16 protein-coding genes are annotated in these 20,281 nt (G+C 50.7%); 10 read left to right on the forward strand and 6 right to left on the reverse strand.

What is annotated here, in order from left to right:
* Positions 1 to 241: 241 nt before the first annotated feature.
* The 4 genes from C7B82_RS11775 to C7B82_RS11790 all read left to right on the forward strand — a co-directional run bounded on the left by C7B82_RS11775 (position 242) and on the right by C7B82_RS11790 (position 3,829).
* Positions 242 to 1,192: an undecaprenyl-diphosphate phosphatase gene (locus tag C7B82_RS11775; protein ID WP_245939845.1), complete on the forward strand. Its 951-nt coding sequence runs from the start codon at positions 242 to 244 to the stop codon at positions 1,190 to 1,192.
* A gap of 95 nt (positions 1,193 to 1,287) precedes the next feature.
* A complete protein-coding gene (locus C7B82_RS11780) occupies positions 1,288 to 2,628 on the forward strand; it encodes a TIGR03279 family radical SAM protein (RefSeq protein ID WP_106256483.1) in 1,341 nt (446 codons plus the stop codon).
* Between the two features lie 87 nt (positions 2,629 to 2,715).
* Positions 2,716 to 3,435: a MotA/TolQ/ExbB proton channel family protein gene (locus C7B82_RS11785; RefSeq protein WP_425443603.1), complete on the forward strand. Its 720-nt coding sequence runs from the start codon at positions 2,716 to 2,718 to the stop codon at positions 3,433 to 3,435.
* Positions 3,422 to 3,829 carry an ExbD/TolR family protein gene (locus C7B82_RS11790; RefSeq protein ID WP_106256485.1) on the forward strand — a complete coding sequence of 136 codons (408 nt, stop codon included), beginning with the start codon at positions 3,422 to 3,424 and terminating at the stop codon, positions 3,827 to 3,829. Before C7B82_RS11785 ends, C7B82_RS11790 begins: the two co-directional genes overlap by 14 nt.
* A gap of 67 nt (positions 3,830 to 3,896) precedes the next feature.
* Here the strand turns inward: C7B82_RS11790 and C7B82_RS11795 are convergent, their stop codons facing one another.
* The 3 genes from C7B82_RS11795 to lepA all read right to left on the reverse strand — a co-directional run bounded on the left by C7B82_RS11795 (position 3,897) and on the right by lepA (position 8,396).
* Entirely contained in the window at positions 3,897 to 5,312 is a 1,416-nt protein-coding gene (locus tag C7B82_RS11795; protein WP_106256486.1) for a UDP-glucose dehydrogenase family protein, read from the reverse strand.
* Positions 5,313 to 5,457: 145 nt separating this feature from the next.
* Positions 5,458 to 6,456, reverse strand: a complete 999-nt coding sequence (locus C7B82_RS11800; protein WP_106256487.1) for a UDP-glucuronic acid decarboxylase family protein — start codon at positions 6,454 to 6,456, stop codon at positions 5,458 to 5,460.
* 131 nt (positions 6,457 to 6,587) lie between these two features.
* Complete coding sequence (gene lepA / locus C7B82_RS11805) at positions 6,588 to 8,396, reverse strand: translation elongation factor 4 (protein ID WP_106256488.1); 1,809 nt, start codon at positions 8,394 to 8,396, stop codon at positions 6,588 to 6,590.
* A gap of 369 nt (positions 8,397 to 8,765) precedes the next feature.
* Here lepA and C7B82_RS11810 point away from each other — a divergent pair, with 369 nt between their 5' ends.
* Entirely contained in the window at positions 8,766 to 8,996 is a 231-nt protein-coding gene (locus C7B82_RS11810; RefSeq protein ID WP_106256489.1) for a type II toxin-antitoxin system CcdA family antitoxin, read from the forward strand.
* A gap of 228 nt (positions 8,997 to 9,224) precedes the next feature.
* Entirely contained in the window at positions 9,225 to 11,054 is a 1,830-nt protein-coding gene (locus C7B82_RS11815; RefSeq protein WP_106256490.1) for a GAF domain-containing sensor histidine kinase, read from the forward strand.
* Between the two features lie 39 nt (positions 11,055 to 11,093).
* Here C7B82_RS11815 and C7B82_RS11820 read toward each other — a convergent pair whose 3' ends face one another.
* The 3 genes from C7B82_RS11820 to C7B82_RS11830 form a co-directional block, all read right to left on the reverse strand.
* Positions 11,094 to 12,344: a URC4/urg3 family protein gene (locus C7B82_RS11820; protein ID WP_106256491.1), complete on the reverse strand. Its 1,251-nt coding sequence runs from the start codon at positions 12,342 to 12,344 to the stop codon at positions 11,094 to 11,096.
* A 120-nt stretch (positions 12,345 to 12,464) separates the two neighbouring features.
* Positions 12,465 to 13,730: a GTP cyclohydrolase II gene (locus tag C7B82_RS11825; RefSeq protein WP_106256492.1), complete on the reverse strand. Its 1,266-nt coding sequence runs from the start codon at positions 13,728 to 13,730 to the stop codon at positions 12,465 to 12,467.
* 707 nt (positions 13,731 to 14,437) lie between these two features.
* Positions 14,438 to 15,928 (reverse strand): WD40 domain-containing protein, encoded by a 1,491-nt coding sequence (locus C7B82_RS11830; protein WP_106256493.1) that lies wholly within the window; start codon positions 15,926 to 15,928, stop codon positions 14,438 to 14,440.
* Between the two features lie 408 nt (positions 15,929 to 16,336).
* Between C7B82_RS11830 and C7B82_RS11835 the strand changes: the two genes are divergently transcribed.
* From C7B82_RS11835 to C7B82_RS11850, 4 genes are all read left to right on the forward strand, one after another.
* Positions 16,337 to 16,630 (forward strand): hypothetical protein, encoded by a 294-nt coding sequence (locus tag C7B82_RS11835; protein ID WP_106256494.1) that lies wholly within the window; start codon positions 16,337 to 16,339, stop codon positions 16,628 to 16,630.
* Between the two features lie 152 nt (positions 16,631 to 16,782).
* Positions 16,783 to 17,697, forward strand: a complete 915-nt coding sequence (locus C7B82_RS11840) for a GlcNAc-transferase family protein (protein ID WP_106256495.1) — start codon at positions 16,783 to 16,785, stop codon at positions 17,695 to 17,697.
* A gap of 557 nt (positions 17,698 to 18,254) precedes the next feature.
* The gene (locus C7B82_RS11845; protein WP_106256496.1) at positions 18,255 to 19,268 is read left to right on the forward strand and encodes a glycosyltransferase family 2 protein; all 1,014 of its coding nucleotides are present in this window, start codon (positions 18,255 to 18,257) and stop codon (positions 19,266 to 19,268) included.
* A 121-nt stretch (positions 19,269 to 19,389) separates the two neighbouring features.
* The gene (locus C7B82_RS11850; protein WP_106256497.1) at positions 19,390 to 20,256 is read left to right on the forward strand and encodes a phytanoyl-CoA dioxygenase family protein; all 867 of its coding nucleotides are present in this window, start codon (positions 19,390 to 19,392) and stop codon (positions 20,254 to 20,256) included.
* Positions 20,257 to 20,281: the final 25 nt, after the last annotated feature.

Below are 20,281 nucleotides of genomic sequence, written 5' to 3' on the forward strand. Positions count from 1 at the left end.
TGTGCTTGCAGATTGCTCTTTCCAAAATTGGGGCTTTTCAGAGATTATTGAGATTAATGGCTGAAACGTCCACTCAAAAGGGAGAGAGCTTACCTGCGCAGACCGTATCCAGTGAACGTCGCGTCCGAAGTCTTTCATTCAACTGTCATTTTGTCCTTGTGACAACGTGTGGCTTAGAATCTAAAGCGCTACACATCCAGGGGGTAACCCGATGTGTCGCAATCGTTTTGGGGAAAAGTAGATGGTTTGGTCGGCATTAAATCCAGCGTCTTCGCTAGCCGATATGGGCTGGTACAGTCTGGGGGCTCTTGGGCATACACTCATAGCAGCCGCCACTTCAACGAGCACAGCTGCGTCTGATGTAAATGTGATTGAGGCCTCGTTTGAATCCTTCATGCTAGGGATCGTGCAAGGTATTACAGAGTTTCTGCCGATCAGCAGCACAGCTCATCTGCTCATTGTTACTAGACTTTTTGGCTGGGGTGTCACAGGTCAAAAAACGTTTGTCGACGCCATTCAGTTTGGTAGTGTGATTGCTGTCGTTTGGTATTTCTGGACAGATATCTACCAAATTTTGACTGGCGCGTGGTCTGCCTTTCGACAGCAAGACTGGCAACGGGAAGAGTGGAAGATTTTGGTTGGTATCATCGTTGGCACCATTCCCGCGCTTAGCGCAGGGTTTGTGCTTAAGAAACTAAATTTGCTGCCAGATGGCGTGATGCTCATTGCTGTGATGTCGATCGTCATGTCTCTCCTACTCGCCTTGGCTGAAAAGCTTGGTAGTCGTAAACGAGGCTTTGACGATCTCCAAATTGGGGATGGCATTTTAGTGGGTCTAGGGCAGATGATTGCGCTGCTTCCTGGGGCCTCCCGGTCTGGCTCCACGCTGACAACCGGGCTCTTTTTGGGCTTAGAGCGCCAGACGGCAGCCAGGTTTTCCTTTTTACTGGGCATCCCAACGTTGACGATCGCAACGTTGGTACAAGCTAAAGATTCGCTCAGCAACAGTCAGATGCTGATTCCTTTACTAGTTGGCATTTTCTCGTCGTTTATTTTCTCGTATCTGTCGATCGCGTGGTTATTACGCTTTCTACAGCGCCAGAGCACCTGGGTTTTTGTGTGGTACCGCCTCGCGTTTGGAGTGGCATTGTTAGCAGCACTCGCTGGCGGCATCTTCCAACAAAATAGTTAGTGCAAAACAGCTAGAAGAGAAGAGTGTAGATTGGAAGGATAAGGGATAAAGGGTGAAACCAAATCCCCAGACCTTAATTCCTAACCTCTCCTTCCATGAGTGACGCTGCTATTCGCCCAGCTCTAATTACTGCTGTTCTGCCGGACTCGATCGCGGCAGAAATTGGGTTTGAGGTCGGCGATCGATTAGTATCAATCAACGATCAGCGTCCCCGTGATTTGATTGACTACCAATTTCTATGTGCCGACGAAGTTCTGTTACTGGAAGTGTTGGACAAAGGTGGTAAAGCCCACCACGTTGAAATCGAGAAGGATTACGACGATGATTTGGGCCTCGAGTTTGAAAGTGCCCTGTTTGATAGTTTGATTCAGTGCAACAACCGCTGCCCTTTCTGCTTTATCGACCAGCAGCCACCGGGCATGCGGCAAACTCTCTACCTCAAAGACGACGACTACCGACTCAGCTTTCTTTACGGAAGCTACCTGACTCTCACAAACCTGACCCAGCGCGAGTGGGATCGAATTGAGCGGATGCGGTTGTCTCCCCTTTTTGTGTCTGTCCATGCTACGGAGCCAGACGTACGCTGTCGCTTACTCAAAAACCCTCGTGCAGGGCAACTGCTCGATCAGTTGCGTTGGTTCCAAGAGCGGCGGCTGCAAATTCACGCTCAGGTCGTGCTCTGCCCTGGGATCAACGATCGCGACCATCTCACTCAAACCTTGCTTGACCTGTTCCAATTCCATCAAGGTGAGGTGCCTGCTGTCGCTTCCGTTGCAGTTGTACCTGTTGGATTGACGCGCTTTCGCCCCAGTGAAGATGAGCTGATCCCCGTCAGTCGTGAAAAGGCGCAGGAAGTCGTTGCGCAGGTGCAGGCATTACAAGCCAAGTTTCGCCAGCAGACCGGCTCTACGTTTGCCTGGTTGGCTGATGAATGGTTTCTGCTTGCCCATCAAGAGCTACCGCCTGAATCACACTACGAAGACTACCCGCAAATTGGCAATGGAGTTGGCTCTATCCGTCAATTCCTCAAGCAGTTTCAAGCTGCAGGGCGATCGCTGCCCAAACGGTTAGCAACGCCATGTCACTTGACCTGGGTGGTTGGCAATGCGGTTGAGCTTGCCTTTCAGCCGATTCTCCAGCGCTTAAACAATGTCGAAGGGCTGGAGGTGAACATGGTTGCTCTTGCTAGCGAGTATTGGGGGCAATCGATGACCGTGACAGGCTTACTGACTGGACAGGATATCCTTCATGCCCTCAAGGGACAAGCGCTAGGCGATGCCATTCTCCTACCATCTCTGATGTTGAAGCACAACGACACGCGCTTTCTCGATGACACGACGGTTGCAGAACTGAGTGAGCAGTTGCAGACGCCTATCCTCATCGTTGGGGATGTGGATCATTTGGTTGAGACAATAATAGGGAAAAGGGGGGAGTGAGAAGTCTTCCTCTGTTTCTCAAGCACCTAACGCCTCTCAGCGCCAATGCCTCAAATGTGTTGCCGATTCAGGTGCACCTGATAAGCTGTGGAAGGATTTTACTCGCCTTTACAAGGCGATGCTTCTTCTAATGGTGCGTTAACATTCGGCATGATCTTTCAGCAAATTTCTAAAGTATTTGAAGCAGGCGGCGTCGTCATGTGGCCGCTGCTAGGCTTTTCAATTCTGGCAGTTGCATTGATTCTGGAGCGCTTACGGTTTTGGTTCCAGATCACTCAACGCCAGGATAAATTCGTCCGCGAACTCTTAGACCTATATCAACGCAGCCCCAGAGCAGCGTTGCTACAGCTAGAGCAGAACTTGGATCTGCCGATCGCCCGTATTTTTATGGCCGCTCTGGGGCTTGATCGCCCCAATCCAGAAGAATTTCGTCTAGCGTTAGAGAGTGCTGCTCAGGCAGAGATGCCGTTGCTTAAGCGGTTTAATATTGTGTTTGAGACCATTATTAGTCTGTCACCGCTGTTAGGGTTGCTCGGCACCATCCTGGGGCTGATCCGTTCCTTCGCCTCCCTCAGAATTGGTGATGCGGGTAGCAATAACGCTGTTCCCGTCAGCTCTGGTATCAGCGAGGCATTGACTTCAACCGCTTCCGGTTTGGCGGTGGCAATCTTTACGCTGGCGTTTGCTAACACGTTTCGCGGACTTTACTTGCGGCAGATCGCCTTGATTCAAGAGTATGGCGGTCAAATGGAGCTACTCTACCGACGCCGCTACGAACGAGGAGAAATTCCCTATGCGTCTTCCTGAAGAACCGGACATTCCGCCGCAGATTAATATTGTGCCGATGATCGACGTGATCTTTGCACTGCTAACGTTTTTTATTATGTCCTCGCTGTACCTGACCCGATCGGCAGGGCTGCCCGTTAACCTTCCCAAAGCGGCAACCGCTCAAACTCAGTCTCAAAGCCAGATTGTGGTGACGATCAATCAGCAGGGGCAGCTTTCTCTCAACCGTCAACCGGCACAGCTAGGAGATTTACAGACCAGAATTCGTGCGCTTGTAGGCAATAACCCCAGCACCCTCGTGGTAGTCAATGCCGACGAGCGCGTTAGTCACGGTCAGGTCATCGCTGTTATGGATCAGTTGCGTTCGATTCCAGGTATAAAGCTGGCGATCGCGGCACAACGCCCTGCAAAATAGTTTTGAGTTCTGAGTTTGGCAACAGCAACTCAAAACTCAAAACTATGAATTCAAAACTCTCTCTTCCCTATCCTCTGCCAACACCGACATAGCGGAAGCCAGCTTGCTCTAGCGCTTTGCGATCGAGGAAATTACGCCCATCAATCATGACCGGAGCGTGCATGAGCGTCGCCATTTTGGCATAGTCGAGCTGACGGAATTGCTTCCAGTCTGTGATCAGCACCAGCGCATCGCAGCCATCTGCCAAGCGCTCTGGATCAGTCTCGACCAGCACGTCCGAGAGCCCATGTCGCATCCCCGTTTGTGAGACGATCGGATCGTACGCTTTCACCTTAGTGCCCAGACGCGCCAACTGTTCGATGATGTTGAGTGCTGGTGCATCTCGTAGATCATCTGTATCGGGCTTAAAGGTTAGCCCCAGCAACCCAACCGTCTTGCCTTTGAGAATCTTGAGCACTTGCTGCAGTTTTTCGATCACAATCACGCGTTGATGCTGATTGACGTTAACAGCCGCTTTCAACAGTTGCGCTTCGTAGCCATAGTCATCAGCCGTGTGAATAAGGGCAGATACGTCTTTGGGGAAGCAGGAGCCACCCCAGCCAATCCCGGCTTGCAGGAACTTGCTGCCCACGCGCGAGTCTAACCCAATGCCTTTGGCGACTTCAACGACATCAGCACCAACACGATCGCAAATATTGGCAACTTCGTTAATGAAGCTGATCTTCGTTGCTAGAAACGCATTCGCTGCGTACTTAATCATTTCTGCCGAGCTGAGATCAGTCACAACCACTGGCACCGAAGGAAGCGCTGGATCGGCAGCATACCGACGGTCAACTATGGGCGCGTAGAGCTCTTGCATGAGCGCGATCGCTTTCGTGCCGGTGCTTCCCAGAACAATCCGATCTGGGTTAAACGTATCGTAAACGGCGCAGCCTTCCCGCAAAAACTCAGGATTGCTGACAACATCAAACTCCGGCTCTGGTAGCGAGGATTTTCTGGTGACTAAATCTTCTGTCGCGCCACCTCCGGCCAATACCGATGCATTCACAGTCGCCCGTTGCTCGGCAAAGCCTTCCATAATCAGCATTCTCACCCAATCGCCTGAGCCGATCGGCACCGTGGACTTGTTGACAATCACTTTGTAGTCGCTGGTAAGATGAGCACCGATACCCCGTGCTACAGCTTCAACGTAGCGGGTATCGCTTTCACCGTTTGGTAGAGCGGGTGTACCAACCGCGATAAACAGGATTTGTCCATGCGAAACCCCTCCGGCTAAATCGGTCGTGAATTCAATCTTTTCTGATTCAATGGCAGTTTTGATGATGTCTGATAGTCCTGGTTCAAAAATAGGCGACTGACCCATCTGCATCAGTTTGACTTTCTCTTCATTATTGTCGACGCAAATCACATGATGACCAACATGGGCAAGACAAGCTCCAGTCACCAAACCAACGTATCCAGTACCAATCACACAAACGCGCATAGGAAAACCCTCAAGAAGTACTAGCGGTAGGCAAAAACAAAGTGGAGGCACGAGCGCATCTACGGTCGACCACCGTTGAGCCCTATTCCTAACGAACTCAATGATGGTATGGATTTTATAATGCACTCAGTTCAGCAAAAACTTCCTATGCAAGCGGTTTGACCCGATCAGGTATGGGGGAACCTTCATTTGCATTGCTGCCGGATGCTGCTTCTGGGTCAAGTATGCGTGCTCGAAAATCGGCGATGGTGTAATCAAGACCCTGTTGCAGCGGGACAGTTGGCTGCCAACCTAACCATTGGTTCGCTCGGGTAATATCAGGTTTACGGCGACGAGGATCGTCCTGAGGGAGGGGCTCAAAGCGAATCTCGGATGATGGGTCGATCTTCTGCTGCACCGCTTGAGCCAACTGCAAAATGGTGTACTCATCGGGGTTGCCCAGGTTAATCGGCCCCTGGTGTGCACCGTTCATTAGACGCATCAAGCCTTCTACCAGATCAGAGACATAACAAAAACTGCGCGTCTGGGAACCGTCACCATAGAGAGTTAACGGCGTGCCTCTTAGTGCCTGAACGACAAAATTACTGACGACGCGACCGTCGTTTTCTAGCATTCTGGGGCCGTAAGTGTTGAAAATTCGGGCCACTCGGATTTCAACATCATTTTGGCGGTAGTAGTCAAACGCCAGTGTTTCAGCAACGCGCTTGCCTTCGTCATAGCAGCTCCGAATGCCGATCGTGTTGACATTGCCCCGATAGTCTTCTGTTTGGGGGTGGACTTCAGGATCGCCATAGACTTCAGAAGTGGATGCCAGCAAGAATCTGGCTTTAACCCGTTTGGCCAACCCCAGCATATTCAGCGTGCCGATCACGTTTGTTTTGATCGTCTTGACGGGATTGTACTGGTAATGCACTGGTGAAGCTGGGCAGGCAAGATGATAAATCTGGTCTACTTCCAACCGGATTGGCTCGGTCACATCGTGACGAATCAGCTCAAAGTAGGGATGATCAAACCATTTCAGCAGATTTCGCTTGTGTCCGGTATAAAAGTTATCTAGACAAATAACTTCATGACCTTCTAGCATCAAACGATCAATTAAATGGGAACCGATGAAACCAGCGCCGCCCGTTACCAGAATTCTCATAATTGCTCAAAAAGGATATAGGGATTCTGCAAGCTAATTTTCTTTTCAAAGATTAACTAGCAGAGCCGCTTTAACATAGCCTAATCACTGAGAGTTCACGAAATCTTCAAAGCTAGAACGCGAATCGCTGCTTATTGATCCAACCGGAGGACAGCCATGAAGGCTTCCTGCGGCACATCAACCGTGCCGATCGACTTCATTCGCTTTTTCCCTTTTGCTTGCTTTTGGAGCAATTTCTTCTTACGCGAAATATCGCCGCCGTAGCACTTGGCAAGCACGTCCTTACGTAGTGCTGGAATATTTTCACTGGCAACAATCTTGCTGCCGATCGCGGCTTGAATGGGGATCTTGAACTGGTGCCGCGGAATCAATTCTTTCAGCTTTTCGGTCAACGCACGACCCACTCCATAGGCTTTATCGCGGTGAACAATGGTGGCCAAGGGATCGACTGGATCGCCGTTGATCATAATATCTAGCTTGACCAGTGGGTTCTCCCGGTAGTCGATAATCTGGTATTCCATGCTTGCATAGCCGCGCGATCGTGACTTCATCTGATCAAAAAAGTCGGTTGCAACTTCTGCCAGTGGCAGCTCGTAAATCAACGTGGTGCGCCCTGGTGTCAGGTACTTCATGTCCTTGAAGATGCCACGTCGACCTTGACTCAGCTCCATTAAGGTACCAACGTAGGCTTCAGGGGTAATCATATCGACCTGGACGTAAGGCTCTTCGATCTTTTCCCGCAACTGTGGGTCGGGCAGACGGCTAGGGTTGTCAATTTCCAGAACCTCACCCTTGATCGTCGTCACACGGTACACCACTGATGGCGATGTCGTAATCAGATCCAGGTTGTACTCTCGTTCTAGCCGTTCCTGAACGATTTCCATGTGCAACAGGCCCAGGAAGCCACAGCGAAAGCCAAACCCCATTGCGCTAGAGGTTTCTGGCTCGTAGTGTAGTGCAGCATCGCTCAACTTAAGCTTTTCCAGCGCTTCGCGTAAATTCTCAAACTGGTCGGCATCAATGGGAAACATGCCGCAGAAGACCATCGGCTTGGCTTCAACGTAGCCAGGAAGCGGTGCAGTAGCAGGGGCTGCCGCTAGCGTGATCGTGTCACCAACACGGGCATCTTCTACGGCCTTGATGGCGGCTGCCAGATAGCCGACTTCGCCAGCGTGGAGTTGATCGACTTGTACCTGAGTCGGCGAGAGTACACCGATCTCGTCCACTGGATACTCTTTGCCAGAAATCATGAGTCGAACGCGATCGCCCCGTTTGAGAGCGCCATCGACGACCCGGAAGTAAACAATGACGCCGCGATACGGATCATAGTAACTATCAAAAATGAGCGCCCGGAGGGGTTCATGCACCGTATCTTGAGGGGGTGGCACCTGCCGTACGATCGCTTCGAGGATGTCTTCAATGCCAATGCCTTCTTTGGCAGAAGCCTCGATCGCGTGGGTGCAGTCTAAGCCAATGACCTCTTCAATTTCCTTTTTTACGCGATCGGGCTCTGCACCAGGGAGATCGATCTTGTTCAAGACCGGAATGATTTCCAGATTGTGCTCTAGCGCCAGGTAGACATTTGCCAACGTTTGCGCTTCTACGCCTTGAGACGCATCCACGACAAGCAACGCACCTTCACAGGCAGCCAGCGATCGTGACACTTCATAGGAAAAATCTACGTGCCCTGGCGTGTCAATGAGATTCAGCACATACTGCTGCCCATCTCGCGCTGTGTAGTTCATCCGCGCGGCCTGCAGCTTGATTGTGATGCCTCGCTCCCGCTCCAACTCCATGTTGTCCAGAAACTGTTCCTTCATTTCCCGCGCGTGCACCGTGCCTGTATCTTGCAGCAGGCGATCGGCAAGCGTAGACTTGCCGTGGTCAATGTGAGCAATGATGGAAAAATTACGAATATGAGAGACGGGCGCGTCAGTCATGCACTTCTTTAGTAGTTGGTTCAGGACAGAGAAGCAGAGTCATGCCATTAACATTCAGCTTCCAGACGTTGGACTCTGGGGTACTGAATAGTTGTTACACATAGAATAAGTGCTCTACTTTACGCATTGTAATGCTTTCTTGGCAGCAGGATTGCACTCGATCGCGCTGTCCTGTTGAATGTTCTGATGTACTCTCAGGAAGAGATATGTAAAATTTATAAAGAAACTGCGAGATTCTGTGCCATACATTGATACTAGCTGGCTTTTAAGCATTGCCTACCGCTTTACACAAGTAGTAGGCTAGGCGGGGTGGATTGATTCCATACGTTGCTTTGCGCCTTTCCTCAAACGATCCTTCGGTTTCCCCCTATGAACGAGCCTGCTGTCCACTCCTATCCATCCACTGAAAAGGTGGAGGTTTCGATTCAGCTTGATCCTGACCTCTTAGAGCAGCTCAAGCACTTGACCAACGATCCAAGCAAAGTGATTGAAGTAGCCATTCGACAGTGGCTGAGAAACCAAGGTGAGCGGGAAGATGAACTGGCACGTACCTTGAAGCGTAATCCGCCTGTGCCACCACGAGGTGAATGGAATGATTAGCACTGGCTGCAAGCTGACCAGTTGTACTTAGTCTGAACTAGTGGTGACGATCTAGCGTGGACGGTTTGTTTGGTGCTGAGCGGCTTGCTTTTAGGGTTGGCTCATTTCTCTGTTGGTTGGCAATTTGTCTTAGTCTTTGGATAGCCTCATTCTGCCCCGAAGTTTTACTGCATCTACCCTGCGTGATTGCCATCTAGCACCATCTCAAAAGTCCCCATTCTGACTCTGATGACCTCTCCTATAGATTTTCAACGCTCCCTGTCAGAAGGTTTGGCAATCACCTCGGCAAAAGATCAGTTGCCAGAATTTACAGATGAGTTGGTGTTTATTCAAGACACGGCAGGGCTCTATTTAGCGTTTCATTGGCAATGTGCAGCTCACTACAATCTTTTGCCAGAGAATGTCGTAGGAAGTCGGCTCGGCGAGATCTTTAGTCCTGTAGAATTAGCACCCTACCGGGAGCGACTTCAGCGTGTTTTGAGCCGGAGTGCAGCAGAGGAGTTTCGCAGCTATTTTCGCTGTGGTGAAGAGACTCTATTGTTCGATTTAGTTATGAGTCCTGTTTTAATCCCGCATCGATCGCCGACTGCGGTTGTTGTAGCAGGGCGGCTGATACTTGTTCCCAGTGATACTGCTGAAGCTCCACAATTGGCAGAACAAAGCGCCTTGGACACCGTTTCACTCAATAGTTATGCGGTGCTTTCGTCAAGTTCCGATCGCTATCAAAAACTGCTGACTCAAATCGCCTCGAACATTCGTCGGACGCTAGACCTGCCCACGATCTGGCAGCAAACGGTGCAGGGGCTAGGCAAAGCCTTGGGTGCGAGTCGGTGCCTTGTATGCCCTTACGAGCATCGCACTCATGAGCAGCGGACGTCTAAAGTCAAGGTGGTGGCTGAGTATTACCAGGACACCTTCCCGCCCATGCTGGGGCTAGAGTTTTGGGTGGCGGATCATGCAGTGCTAGCAGGCGCGATCGCCTCGCTCCAACCCATTACCGTCCGAGGAGAGTCAGCTTTCCAAGGCATTAATGCCGAATGTAAGCAGCAATCGACTCTGGTAGTGGCAACTTGCTACCTGGATCAACCCAATGGGCTGATTGTGCTACAGCAATGCGATCGCGATCGCGAATGGACAGCCGCCGAACTGGAGTTGATGCAGGAGATGGCCGATCAGGTTGGCACTGCGATCGCCCATGCGACTCTGTTTACTGCCAGCAACACCTTAACCGCCGATCTGCAGCGGGCAAACGCCAGCTTGATTCAAAAACACCGCGAGCTTGAAGAAGCCAGACGGCAAGCCGAAGAAGCCTCTCGACTCAAAAGCGAGTTTTTAGCGAACACATCGCACGAACTACGAACACCGCTCAATGGCATGATTGGCTTTCTCAAGCTTATTTTAGACGGCATGGCCGATGACCCAGCCGAGCAAAATGAGTTTATCAACGAGGCCTATGAGTCTGCCCTTCACTTGCTTGAGATTATTACGGATGTGCTCGATATTGCCAAGATTGAAGCAGGTACGCTGCAAATCGAGCTTAAGTCTGTGGATCTAAACGAGCTTTTGCACGATGTGCAGCGCTTTGCCCATAGCCAAATGCATCTCAAGAAACTCAGTTTCGAAATTCAGAAGCCGCCAACCGACGATGAAATTATCCTTTTTGGTGACTATTTACGGCTTAAGCAGGTGATGTTTAATCTGGTTGGCAACGCCATTAAGTTTACTCACGAAGGTGGCGTGACGATTAGCATTGAAGTCATTAAAAAGAAGATCAAGTTTCAGAACCAGGATCTTCCTGGGATGGTGAAAGTTCGTGTCGCTGATACTGGCATCGGCGTTTCCCTCGACAAGCAAGACCGTCTGTTTCAATCATTCAGCCAGATCGATGGTTCGCGCACTCGACAGTATGGTGGCACCGGATTGGGGTTGGCAATCTCCCAAAAGCTAGTGGAAGCAATGGGTGGAGATGTCCATTTTTACAGCATGGGTGAAGGGCTGGGCTCGACAGTGACCTTTACGGCGCTGCTGTACCAGGAACCTGTGATGATTACGTCTTAAGCGTTTCAGAAGATTAAGCGCTTCAGAAGATTAGGTACTTCAGAAGACAGTGCCATCGCTCTCGATTTGAATGGGAGGACTGCCGTCAGGGCGCAAGCTAGACGCAATGCGCCGACCTGCAACCCAAGTACCACCCTGGAGAATTTTGACTAAGGGAAGGTCAGTAGCGGTGAGCTTCAGTTGCTGTCGTATGGTCTCAGCCATGCGATCGAGCAAAATAACGGTCAGGGCACGCCATTCAACGATCGCCTCCGACCCTGGCAAATGTGTCTGTTGTAAGACGATCGGGTCTTTAATTTGCAGCAGCCCTAAGTCCACGCATAAACCACCATTGCGGTATTCTGGCAACCCTGTGAGAGTATCTAACCCGGTAATTTCTAAACCCAGTGCTTGAAGCGGTTCTAAGAGCGAGTAGGTCAACCATTGGGAAAGCTTGTGAAACGGCACCAGTTTTGAGTGAGGGCGATCGTTCGGTAAGGCAGGATGAACCCAAACGTCACCTAAGTTGTTCTCCGCGATGGTGAGGCGCCCGGGCCAAATAGCACCAAAGCTCGATAGCACTGCACCAAGAACAGTACTTGCTTCTAACTGTCCGTGAGAAGCTTGACCAAGTAGGTAGTTGGCTAATAAACCAGGACGAGAATTCTGGGAACCAAAGACCGTAGGCTGTTGCTGAAGACTATCGCCCAACTTTTGCAGCAGCTGTAGCCGCCCCTGAACACCAACTAGCGAGTTTTCTGCACTGACTTGAAACGCGTTTCTCAAAGCGTCTTCGGTCAGCGTTTGCAGCCCGATCGCATCGGCTTGGAGTGGCACTTTGGGATCGCTAGAAAAAACACCCTGACAGAACGCATGAAAGCTAGCGATCGCCAAACCTTCCGATCGCCGCCAAACCTGTCCAGTACCCGGCTCTGTATACTGCCAGCGATCGCCGGCGCCTGCATCGAGCAAGACGCTGACGATCGCCAGATCAAACTTTGCCTGAGCCTTTCCCAGCGGGGTCAGGCCATCCAGCTTTGCTTCGAGGTCTGCCAAACGAGACTGTCCGCCCACCTCAAAATGTCGCCAACGACTGTGAAAGGGCACCTGCAAATCGGGGTAACTTTCACGAGTGACCTGCAGCACATATTCAGCGACCCGATCCAACTGGCTCAAGTCACAGCGAAAGTAGTGCAGTTGATCAGCACACGCCAGATCGAACAGTTGCCCACACCGATCGCGGATCGCTGTGGGAGAACGAAAGTAGGCGATCGTAGCAGTCTCTTCTGGGCTGAGTAGTTTGAAAGTCATTGCAGCGAGCTTCAGTCAAGTGAAGTACGACCAAGGCAGAGGGGAGCAGGAGGGCAAGGGAGACAGAGTCCGTGGGCATTAAGAGAGAGTTTTGAGTTTAGCTGTCTCCCTACTCCCTCGCTAATCGCTGAGACTACGACCTTTGACTTCGGCTAAGACAGCTTCTGTCGGCACCAGTCCCTCGGTGTAATACCCAGCAGCTTTCTTCGCCTCCATTTCAACTTGCGCATCGGCTGGGATTAAATCATCTGGGATTGGGACACGTTCGACAACCGTAATACCAGACTGAGTAATGGCATCAAATTTCATGTTGCTCATGGAGATCAGGCGATCGATGCGCGTAATGCCGAGCCAGTGCAACACATCGGGCATGAATTCCTGGAAGCGCATGTCCTGCACTCCTGCTACACATTCGGTACGGGCAAAGTAGGCATCCGCACGATCGCCCCCTTCCTGGCGCTTACGCGCGTTATAGACCAAAAACTTGGTCACTTCGCCGAGTGCCCGACCTTCTTTTCGGAAGTAAGCAATGATACCAGCACCACCTGCCTGTGCGGTCTGTACACAGCCCTCAATGCCATGCACCAGATAGGGGCGGCAGGTGCAAATATCAGACCCAAACACATCGGAGCCATTGCACTCGTCATGAATGCGGACTGCCAGCTCGCGATGCGGATCGGTGATGGCTGCGACATCACCGACGATGTAGACCGTCATGCCACCGATCGGTGGCAAAAAGACGTGCAAATCGGGGCGAGTAACCAATTCGGGAAACATCCCTCCTGTCTGCTCAAAGAGCGCTCGTCGCAAGGCCGATTCGCTCACCGCCAGGCGCTTGGCAAGCCCTGGTAAGTACCAGACAGGCTCGATCGCCGCTTTCGTCACGACCAAATCCCCATTCGCTTTCATAATAGTGCCATCGATTTTGAGGCGACCCTTGGCGGCCGCTTCCTGAAGTTCTGGCATGTTGATGTGCGCCTTGGTGATGGCGATCGTCGGACGAATATCATAGCCCTCCTCATATAGGGACTTATAAACCTCTCCCACAATGGCACCGAAGGGGTCTAGCGAAACAATCTTCTCGGGATCTGCCCAGGCAGGATGCGGTCCCAGAAAGGCGGCTGGGGAGGTATTAGTCAGGTCTGCCCGATGATTAGACTGTAACTGACCACTCGCCACTGCTAAGGCTCGGTAAACGCCATAAGCGCCAGAGTGGCTACCAATCACATTACGCTGGGCGGCATTGGTCAACGTACCAACGATCGGTCCACGCACGAGCGGATCAGCTTCGCCCCATTGAATCGCCAGCGGCTTGGGGCCAAAGCGAGACGGGTGGGAGGTCAGAACAATATGTTTCGATTGAGACCCGGTCTTTTTGCTTGACATAGATGCTCCCTGTAAAAGTGTGACCTGAGACCAAAACGGCAGACCCTAGCTGTACTGACATATGACATGAGCCTTTTTGCTGAGTACGTAACGCTGACATTTTTCTTAAATGTCAAAGGCTAACACCCTACGTAAACAACGTTGGGTATCAATACACTTAGCCGCTATTAGCCTCTAGCTTCTTGGCGCATAGAGTGCATTGCTCGTAAAGTTCCCAGGCTTGGTAGAAAATTCAACTTGCATCAACTACGCTTACGTAAGCTGTAGCCTTAGTGACGAATCGAGCTACGATTCTACCAATAGCACTTCACCAACAGAATACTTGAAGCATCAGAATCTTCCGAAAGAATTACGTCAGAAACCTAAAGGCTAGAAGCCAGAAACCCCGATTCAGCACTAAGGGTCGTGGCTTAAACAACCTGTAATTCTGGCTTAGCAGTGTAGTTCGATTGGTAGTGCCCTGAAGGTAATGATGGCTGAAACAGCTTAAGAGCCTGGAGTCTATTGAGGCACCATCGTATGGAAAGCGCCAAGTATCGACCCAAGTCAGAAGCCGCAACGCTGATTCTCTCGTTGCTCGCTTGGCTACGTTGCTGCAAAGAGGTGAAAAAAGCTGGGATACTTCCGGTCTGTAAAATTGACTTTAAGCTCTGAAAGCCTTATCTAGAAGATCCTCTAGCTATCATTACCTACGTAGGACTACCCGTTTAAGGACGTTGCCAGAGTTTAATTGTCTTGTCAAAACTGCCGCTAATCAGTGTTTGCCCATCGGGCGTAGACGCAAGCGACGCGATCTCGCCTGTGTGACCAGTCAGCGTATCCAGCAATTTGCCCGTCTGCACCTGCCATAGCTTGATGGTTTGATCCTCGCTGCCGCTGGCGAGGGTTTGACCATCCTGGCTAAACGCAAGGGTATGAATATAGTTTGTGTGACCAGTCAGCGTATGGGTCGGCTCGTTCGCGATCGCAGACCATAGCTTGACTTCCCAATCATTGCCGCCGCTCGCAAACTGGCGACTATTGGGACTAATTGCCACGGCAAAAACCGCTCTGGAAGAACCACCGAGCGTTTTGAGAAACTCGCCTGTTTTCAGGTGATAAAGTTTGACTGTCTGATCTTCACTGCCACTGAGCAGCATTTGTCCGTCTGCACTCAACGCCACTGACCAAACTGAAGCGGTGTGCCTCGTCAACGTGCGAATCAAGCGCCCGGTGCTTAACTGCCAGCAGCGTACTGTGCCATCCCAGCTACCGCTCACGAGGGTCTGTTTGTCAGGGCTGATTGCGATCGCTTTCACCAAACCAGAATGTCCCGTCAACGTGCGGAGTAGCGTTCCGGTTTGCAAATGCCAAAGCTTAATCGTTTCGTCCTTGCTGCCACTGGCGAGGAGTTGACCATCGGCGCTAAACGCTACCGACCATACTGGCGCCGTATGTCCCTCAACGGTGCAAACGTGCTTACCCGTGCAGAGATTCCAAAGCTGGATGGTTTTGTCCTTGCTGCCGCTAGCCAGCAGTTTGCCATCACGACTGACAGCGATGCCTAAAACAGCTTCTGTATGGTTTTGCAGGGTTTTGACACAGTGCCAGGGCGCTTGCTTGGGCGATCCCACTGTTTGCGTGGATGGTGTTGGTACAGGGTCACAACGTGCTGTTTTTACGTTTGAGTCGGGTGCTTTAGACGCAGATGATGCCGACGGGCGAGGTGCTTTCGTTCGCCGAAGACCGAGCTTTGCTGCTTTGGCTAAATCCGCCTCAGCACCTAATTCAAAGCCCAACATCGAATGCACGAACCCCCGATAACGATACGCTTCAGCATAGTCGGGGTTCAACCGAATCGCAGTATTGAAGTCTTCTAACGCTTCTTTATACTTACCGGCTTTAACCGCTTCTGCGCCTAAGTTGTAATACGTCTCAGCCTTAGTCGCTTTGGTTGCAACCCGTGTTTGCTCTGGTGCCGTTGACTTGTGCTGTTCTGACTTGTGCTGTTCTGCCGATGGCTGATACGTTTTGAGCGCCTGATAGGCCTCATTAATGGTTTTGATTTTCTCCTCTGCCTGTTGCTTGAGCTGCAAGTCGTGGGCAAAGCGATCGGGGTGCCAGATTTTAGCCAAACTTCGGTACGCTTGCTTGACCTCTGCTGGCGATGCGCCCGGTTTTAGCCCAAGCATCTCGTAGTGTTGATTGATGTCACTCATTGATGGAGTTTACGTCGAGAAGCGGTGAAGTAGTTCCATTAGCGTTCCCCCAATGCCCTATAGGTAACAACGCCAAAGCTGTAGACGCTCCAGGACTCTTACGATCATTCTGCACGTTCAAAAAGGTGTGAGGGGAAAAGGGCTGTATCTCTCACAGAATTTTCATGTCATTAAGACTCAAACCTGACGAATGATTAACAGTAACCGACGCTAATTCGCGGCCTTTCTCACAGAGCATCTGGTCGACTAGTAACCCTAGCTAGAGCGGGTGATCAGTCGCTTCTCGCGATGGCATCTCCCATGAGAGGCAAATTTTCTAACGCCTGATCCAATACCAACGGTAGTAGGTTATACACTTGCGAGAGAGCTAATTTGGGTTCTAGATGTTTAGTATTTGAGGAAAATGTTATGGGTAACGCTAAAGATACGTCCGCTCGCGTAGAGTCGGATTCTTACGATAGAGGCATTATCCCCGCTGAAACTGCAGCCCGTAAAGAGAGAGAGGGCGCAGATTTTAAGACTCATCCTACCGAAGACAACTCTGATAGTGTGCAGACCGAAGGCGGCTACACCGTAGACAAAGAAGGTCTGTTGAATAACTACGCCGTAGAGCCCGAAATGTACTACGAAACACCCGGCGATGCCCGTCAGGACGATGAAGAAGCAGAGCCTAAGCCAGGTCAAGGTCCTGGTCTGGTCTAAATTTCATATTAGTTAGTAGGGGTGGTTCGGGAACCTCTCCTACACGTCCAAACTCTAGATTGGCTTAAGGCTTAAGGGTTGAACCTTTTTAACAACGCAGCGTAAAGTGTGATTGAACCCCGATCGCCTGACTTCATCGCTTTACCTGCCTTGTGTCTCAAATTTTTGTCCAGATTGCTAGCTACCGTGATGCTGAACTAGCCGCAACTGTGCGGGATGCCATCCAGAAGGCTGCCAAACCGCAGCAGTTGTCGTTTGGTATTGTTTGGCAGGGCAAGCCTGGCATTGACCCGATCCCTACAGAGTACTTGCACTACTGTCGCCTTTTGTTAGTGGATGCCGATCGCAGTCGTGGTGTGTGCTGGGCGCGATCGAAAACGCAATTGCTTTGGGAAGGAGAACCCTACACGCTGCAAATTGACAGCCACATGCGGTTTGTCCACGGTTGGGATGAGCTGTTGCTACACATGCTAGCGCACTGCTCTAGCCCGAAAGCACTGCTCACTGCCTATCCACCTGCTTATACGCCACCCGATCAATTGCACCATGGCGACCCAACACGACTGGCGGCATCCCATTTCACGGAGCAGGGCATTTTAAGCTTAGTCAGCGGCACAAGCTTAACCCATTACACCAAACCCCAATTAGGCATGTTTATGGCTGCCGGGTTTTGGTTCGCCCCCTCACAGCTTTTGAGAGAGATTCCCTACGATCCGCTGCTTTATTTTCAGGGCGAAGAGATCAACTTAGCGGTGAGAGCTTGGACTCATGGCTGGGATATTTACCATCCCAACCAGATTGCTTGCTATCACGAATACACGCGCCCTGGTAAACCGCGACATTGGGACGATCATCATCATTGGTGGCAACTCGACCAGGTTGCTCATCGGCGGCTGAATGTGCTCCTGGGAATCGGACTAGGCGAGATAAACCTCGATCGCTATGGATTGGGGACACAGCGTCGCCTCAGCAGCTATGAACAATTCAGCGGCGTTGATTTTAAGCGTCGTAAGTTAACGGCTAGTGCCAGGAATGGGTTGCCGCATAACGGAGCAATATCGTCTTAGGCAATTTCTAGCGAACAAAAGACCCGTAGAGGCAGGTTTGTTCGTACGATTAACGTAACGGCTAATTGTCAAGACTCTGGCAAAACCTGCCCGTACCCAATGGTAAATTTTTCTTGGAAATCTCCTTAGCAGTCATGTAGAGGGGGATTTTGCCATGAAGCAGCAGCAAAACTGCTTACGTATCGACCCAGTTCACCCTTACGGCTGACTCTAGTTGTAGCAAAAACGTTTAATCGATGTGTGGGAGCTAGCTTGTCAAGACGCTAGCGACGTACGTTTTTATTTGTTCAAAGATAAGTTTGCTATAAAGATACGGTAAGCGTCGTCTTTGCACTTTCTAATTTGCGTAAAGATACTACGAGTGCAGTATCGGTAATCTTAATCGTTTAGTTTAATGCTGAATCAAGGCACGACTCAGTTTTTGCAGAGACCTTGATCGGAAACTTGGGCGAATCTACTAATTCTGGTAACTCTACTAACGGCTGATTCAGTGCTATGTTTGCGTTCAATTGCCCTGTCAAAGCAAAATCCAACATTTTTAGGGAGGTCATCGGCTTATGACTAAGCTACTTTTGATCGCGATTCCCACGTACAATCGAGCCTCGCAATTACAGACTCAACTCGCCTGGATTGCAAAAGAAATTAAGGGTTTTGAAGCTGACTGTGAGGTGATTGTCTATGACAATTGCTCTACTGATGGTACGCAGGCAGTCATTAGTGAGTGGCAGCCCGTGTTTGGCGGAACCACTTTAAAATCAGTCCGCAATCCAGAAAACATCGGTGGCATGAGAAATCTTGCCCTCAGCTTGAGTGAGTCCAAGAGTCGCTTTACTTGGACGCTCGGCGACGACGATCCCGTTGATGAGGGCACGCTTGCGTTTGTAATGCAAACGTTGAGAAAGTATCCTGATCTCGGTTTGCTGTATCTGAACTATTCGGCTTACTATACGCAGCTTGATCAGATGAACCATGATCGCTGGCTCCCAACTGATTTTGAGCAGCAGCCTGTGGATGGTAAATTGGCGTTTCAGCGCTGTATTGAAGGCCCATACACGGTTGGTGGCGTGATCTTTCTCTCTGCGACAATTTTTCGGACTGAATTTACGCAAACAGCGTTACGTCAATGGCCGGACAGCGTTAAAAACTGGGGTGGCATGGCCTTTTGGACAGGCTACTGCGCCACTCAGGGAGATATCTTTGTTACAGAAGCCAAGCATCTTGTTTGTGTTGTGGGTGTGAGCAAGTGGGAGGGTGAGAAAAAAATTCACACCCGCATGCTGAGCAAGGATATTCCTGAAGTGTGCTTCAAGCTTCAAGAAATTGGGTATCCGCACCAGATGTCTCGACGAGTCATTCAAAGAAGCCTCGGCAGTTACTTTTATTGGGCTCGTGATGTCTTGTCTTACCTGCGCCCTTTCAAGGATTGGCCACTGGAGATGGCATCTGTGGGTGCCTTTCTGCTCTTTTCACTGGGCGCATCAGTCCTAGAGCCGAACAAACTCAAAGAGTCGTCAGAGTCGCTAGAGCCGTCTGCAATGAGCTATGGAACAGCACAAGAGCGCGATCGATGATCTCACGGGTAAGCCTATTTGCGTCACGGTATGTTCAAGTACGCTGACCGGTTCTGCACCATCCATCTTGCCTCACCTGTGTTCATGCCACTTCAATGTTCACTCCAATTAATGCCCTTCGATGCTGAAAATCATTCTTCGCAAAATCCACCGCATCCTGTCTGACATCAAGTACAGCTTTGATTTGCGCCAACATGCCAAACACCTGCCTGCGCTTTCTCCACAGGATCGAGCGATCGTTGAGGCGTGTCGCAAAGAGGGTACATGTGTCACGTCTTTAGAAGCACTGGGGCTACCTTCAACAGAGATGCTTGAAGAAGCGAAAGAACTACTGGTGGATATGCAAGCAGTCTTAGCACGTCGTACGAACCTAAAAACCTGGGGGACGTGTGAAAACCCTGCCTACCCTCAGATTTTTACCGTGACCGATCTGCCCGTCATTGCTGATTGGGCGCAGAATCAACGACTGCTCAATATCATTGAAAATTACATCGGGCTTCCGGTTGCCTTTCAAGGCGTACATTTGCGGCGAGATTTTGCGAACGAGCATCCTGTAACGACTGAGTTTTGGCACCGGGATCTAGAAGACCGCCGCGTGATTAAGCTGTTTGTTTACTTGTCGGATGTGGCAACCGAAGCAGGTCCCTATGAGTACATTCCACGATCGAAAGTGACGCCTGCGATCGTCCGGCAGATTGAAACTAGCTTCAAGCAGCGAGTGGCTTCCAACCCCTATGATATGGGGTTGATTGATGACGAGATGGCAGCGATTGTCCCTCGCTCAGACTGGCACTCCTGCGAGGGACCTACGGGCACGGCAGTGTTTTCTGATTCAGTAGCAGTGTTTCATCATGGCAAGTCTCGCCAGCAGGGACGGTCAGCGCTTTTCTTTGTCTACACAGCCAAAAACCCTTTGAGACCACAAGACTGCACTCAATACAGCGATCGTACGTACGCTCGACCAGAACAACTTCAGCCCCAGACCTGATGCCTTGCCACAACACATGAGCGTT

The sequence above is a fragment of the Stenomitos frigidus ULC18 genome (assembly GCF_003003795.1).
Taxonomy (GTDB): domain Bacteria; phylum Cyanobacteriota; class Cyanobacteriia; order Leptolyngbyales; family Leptolyngbyaceae; genus Stenomitos; species Stenomitos frigidus_A.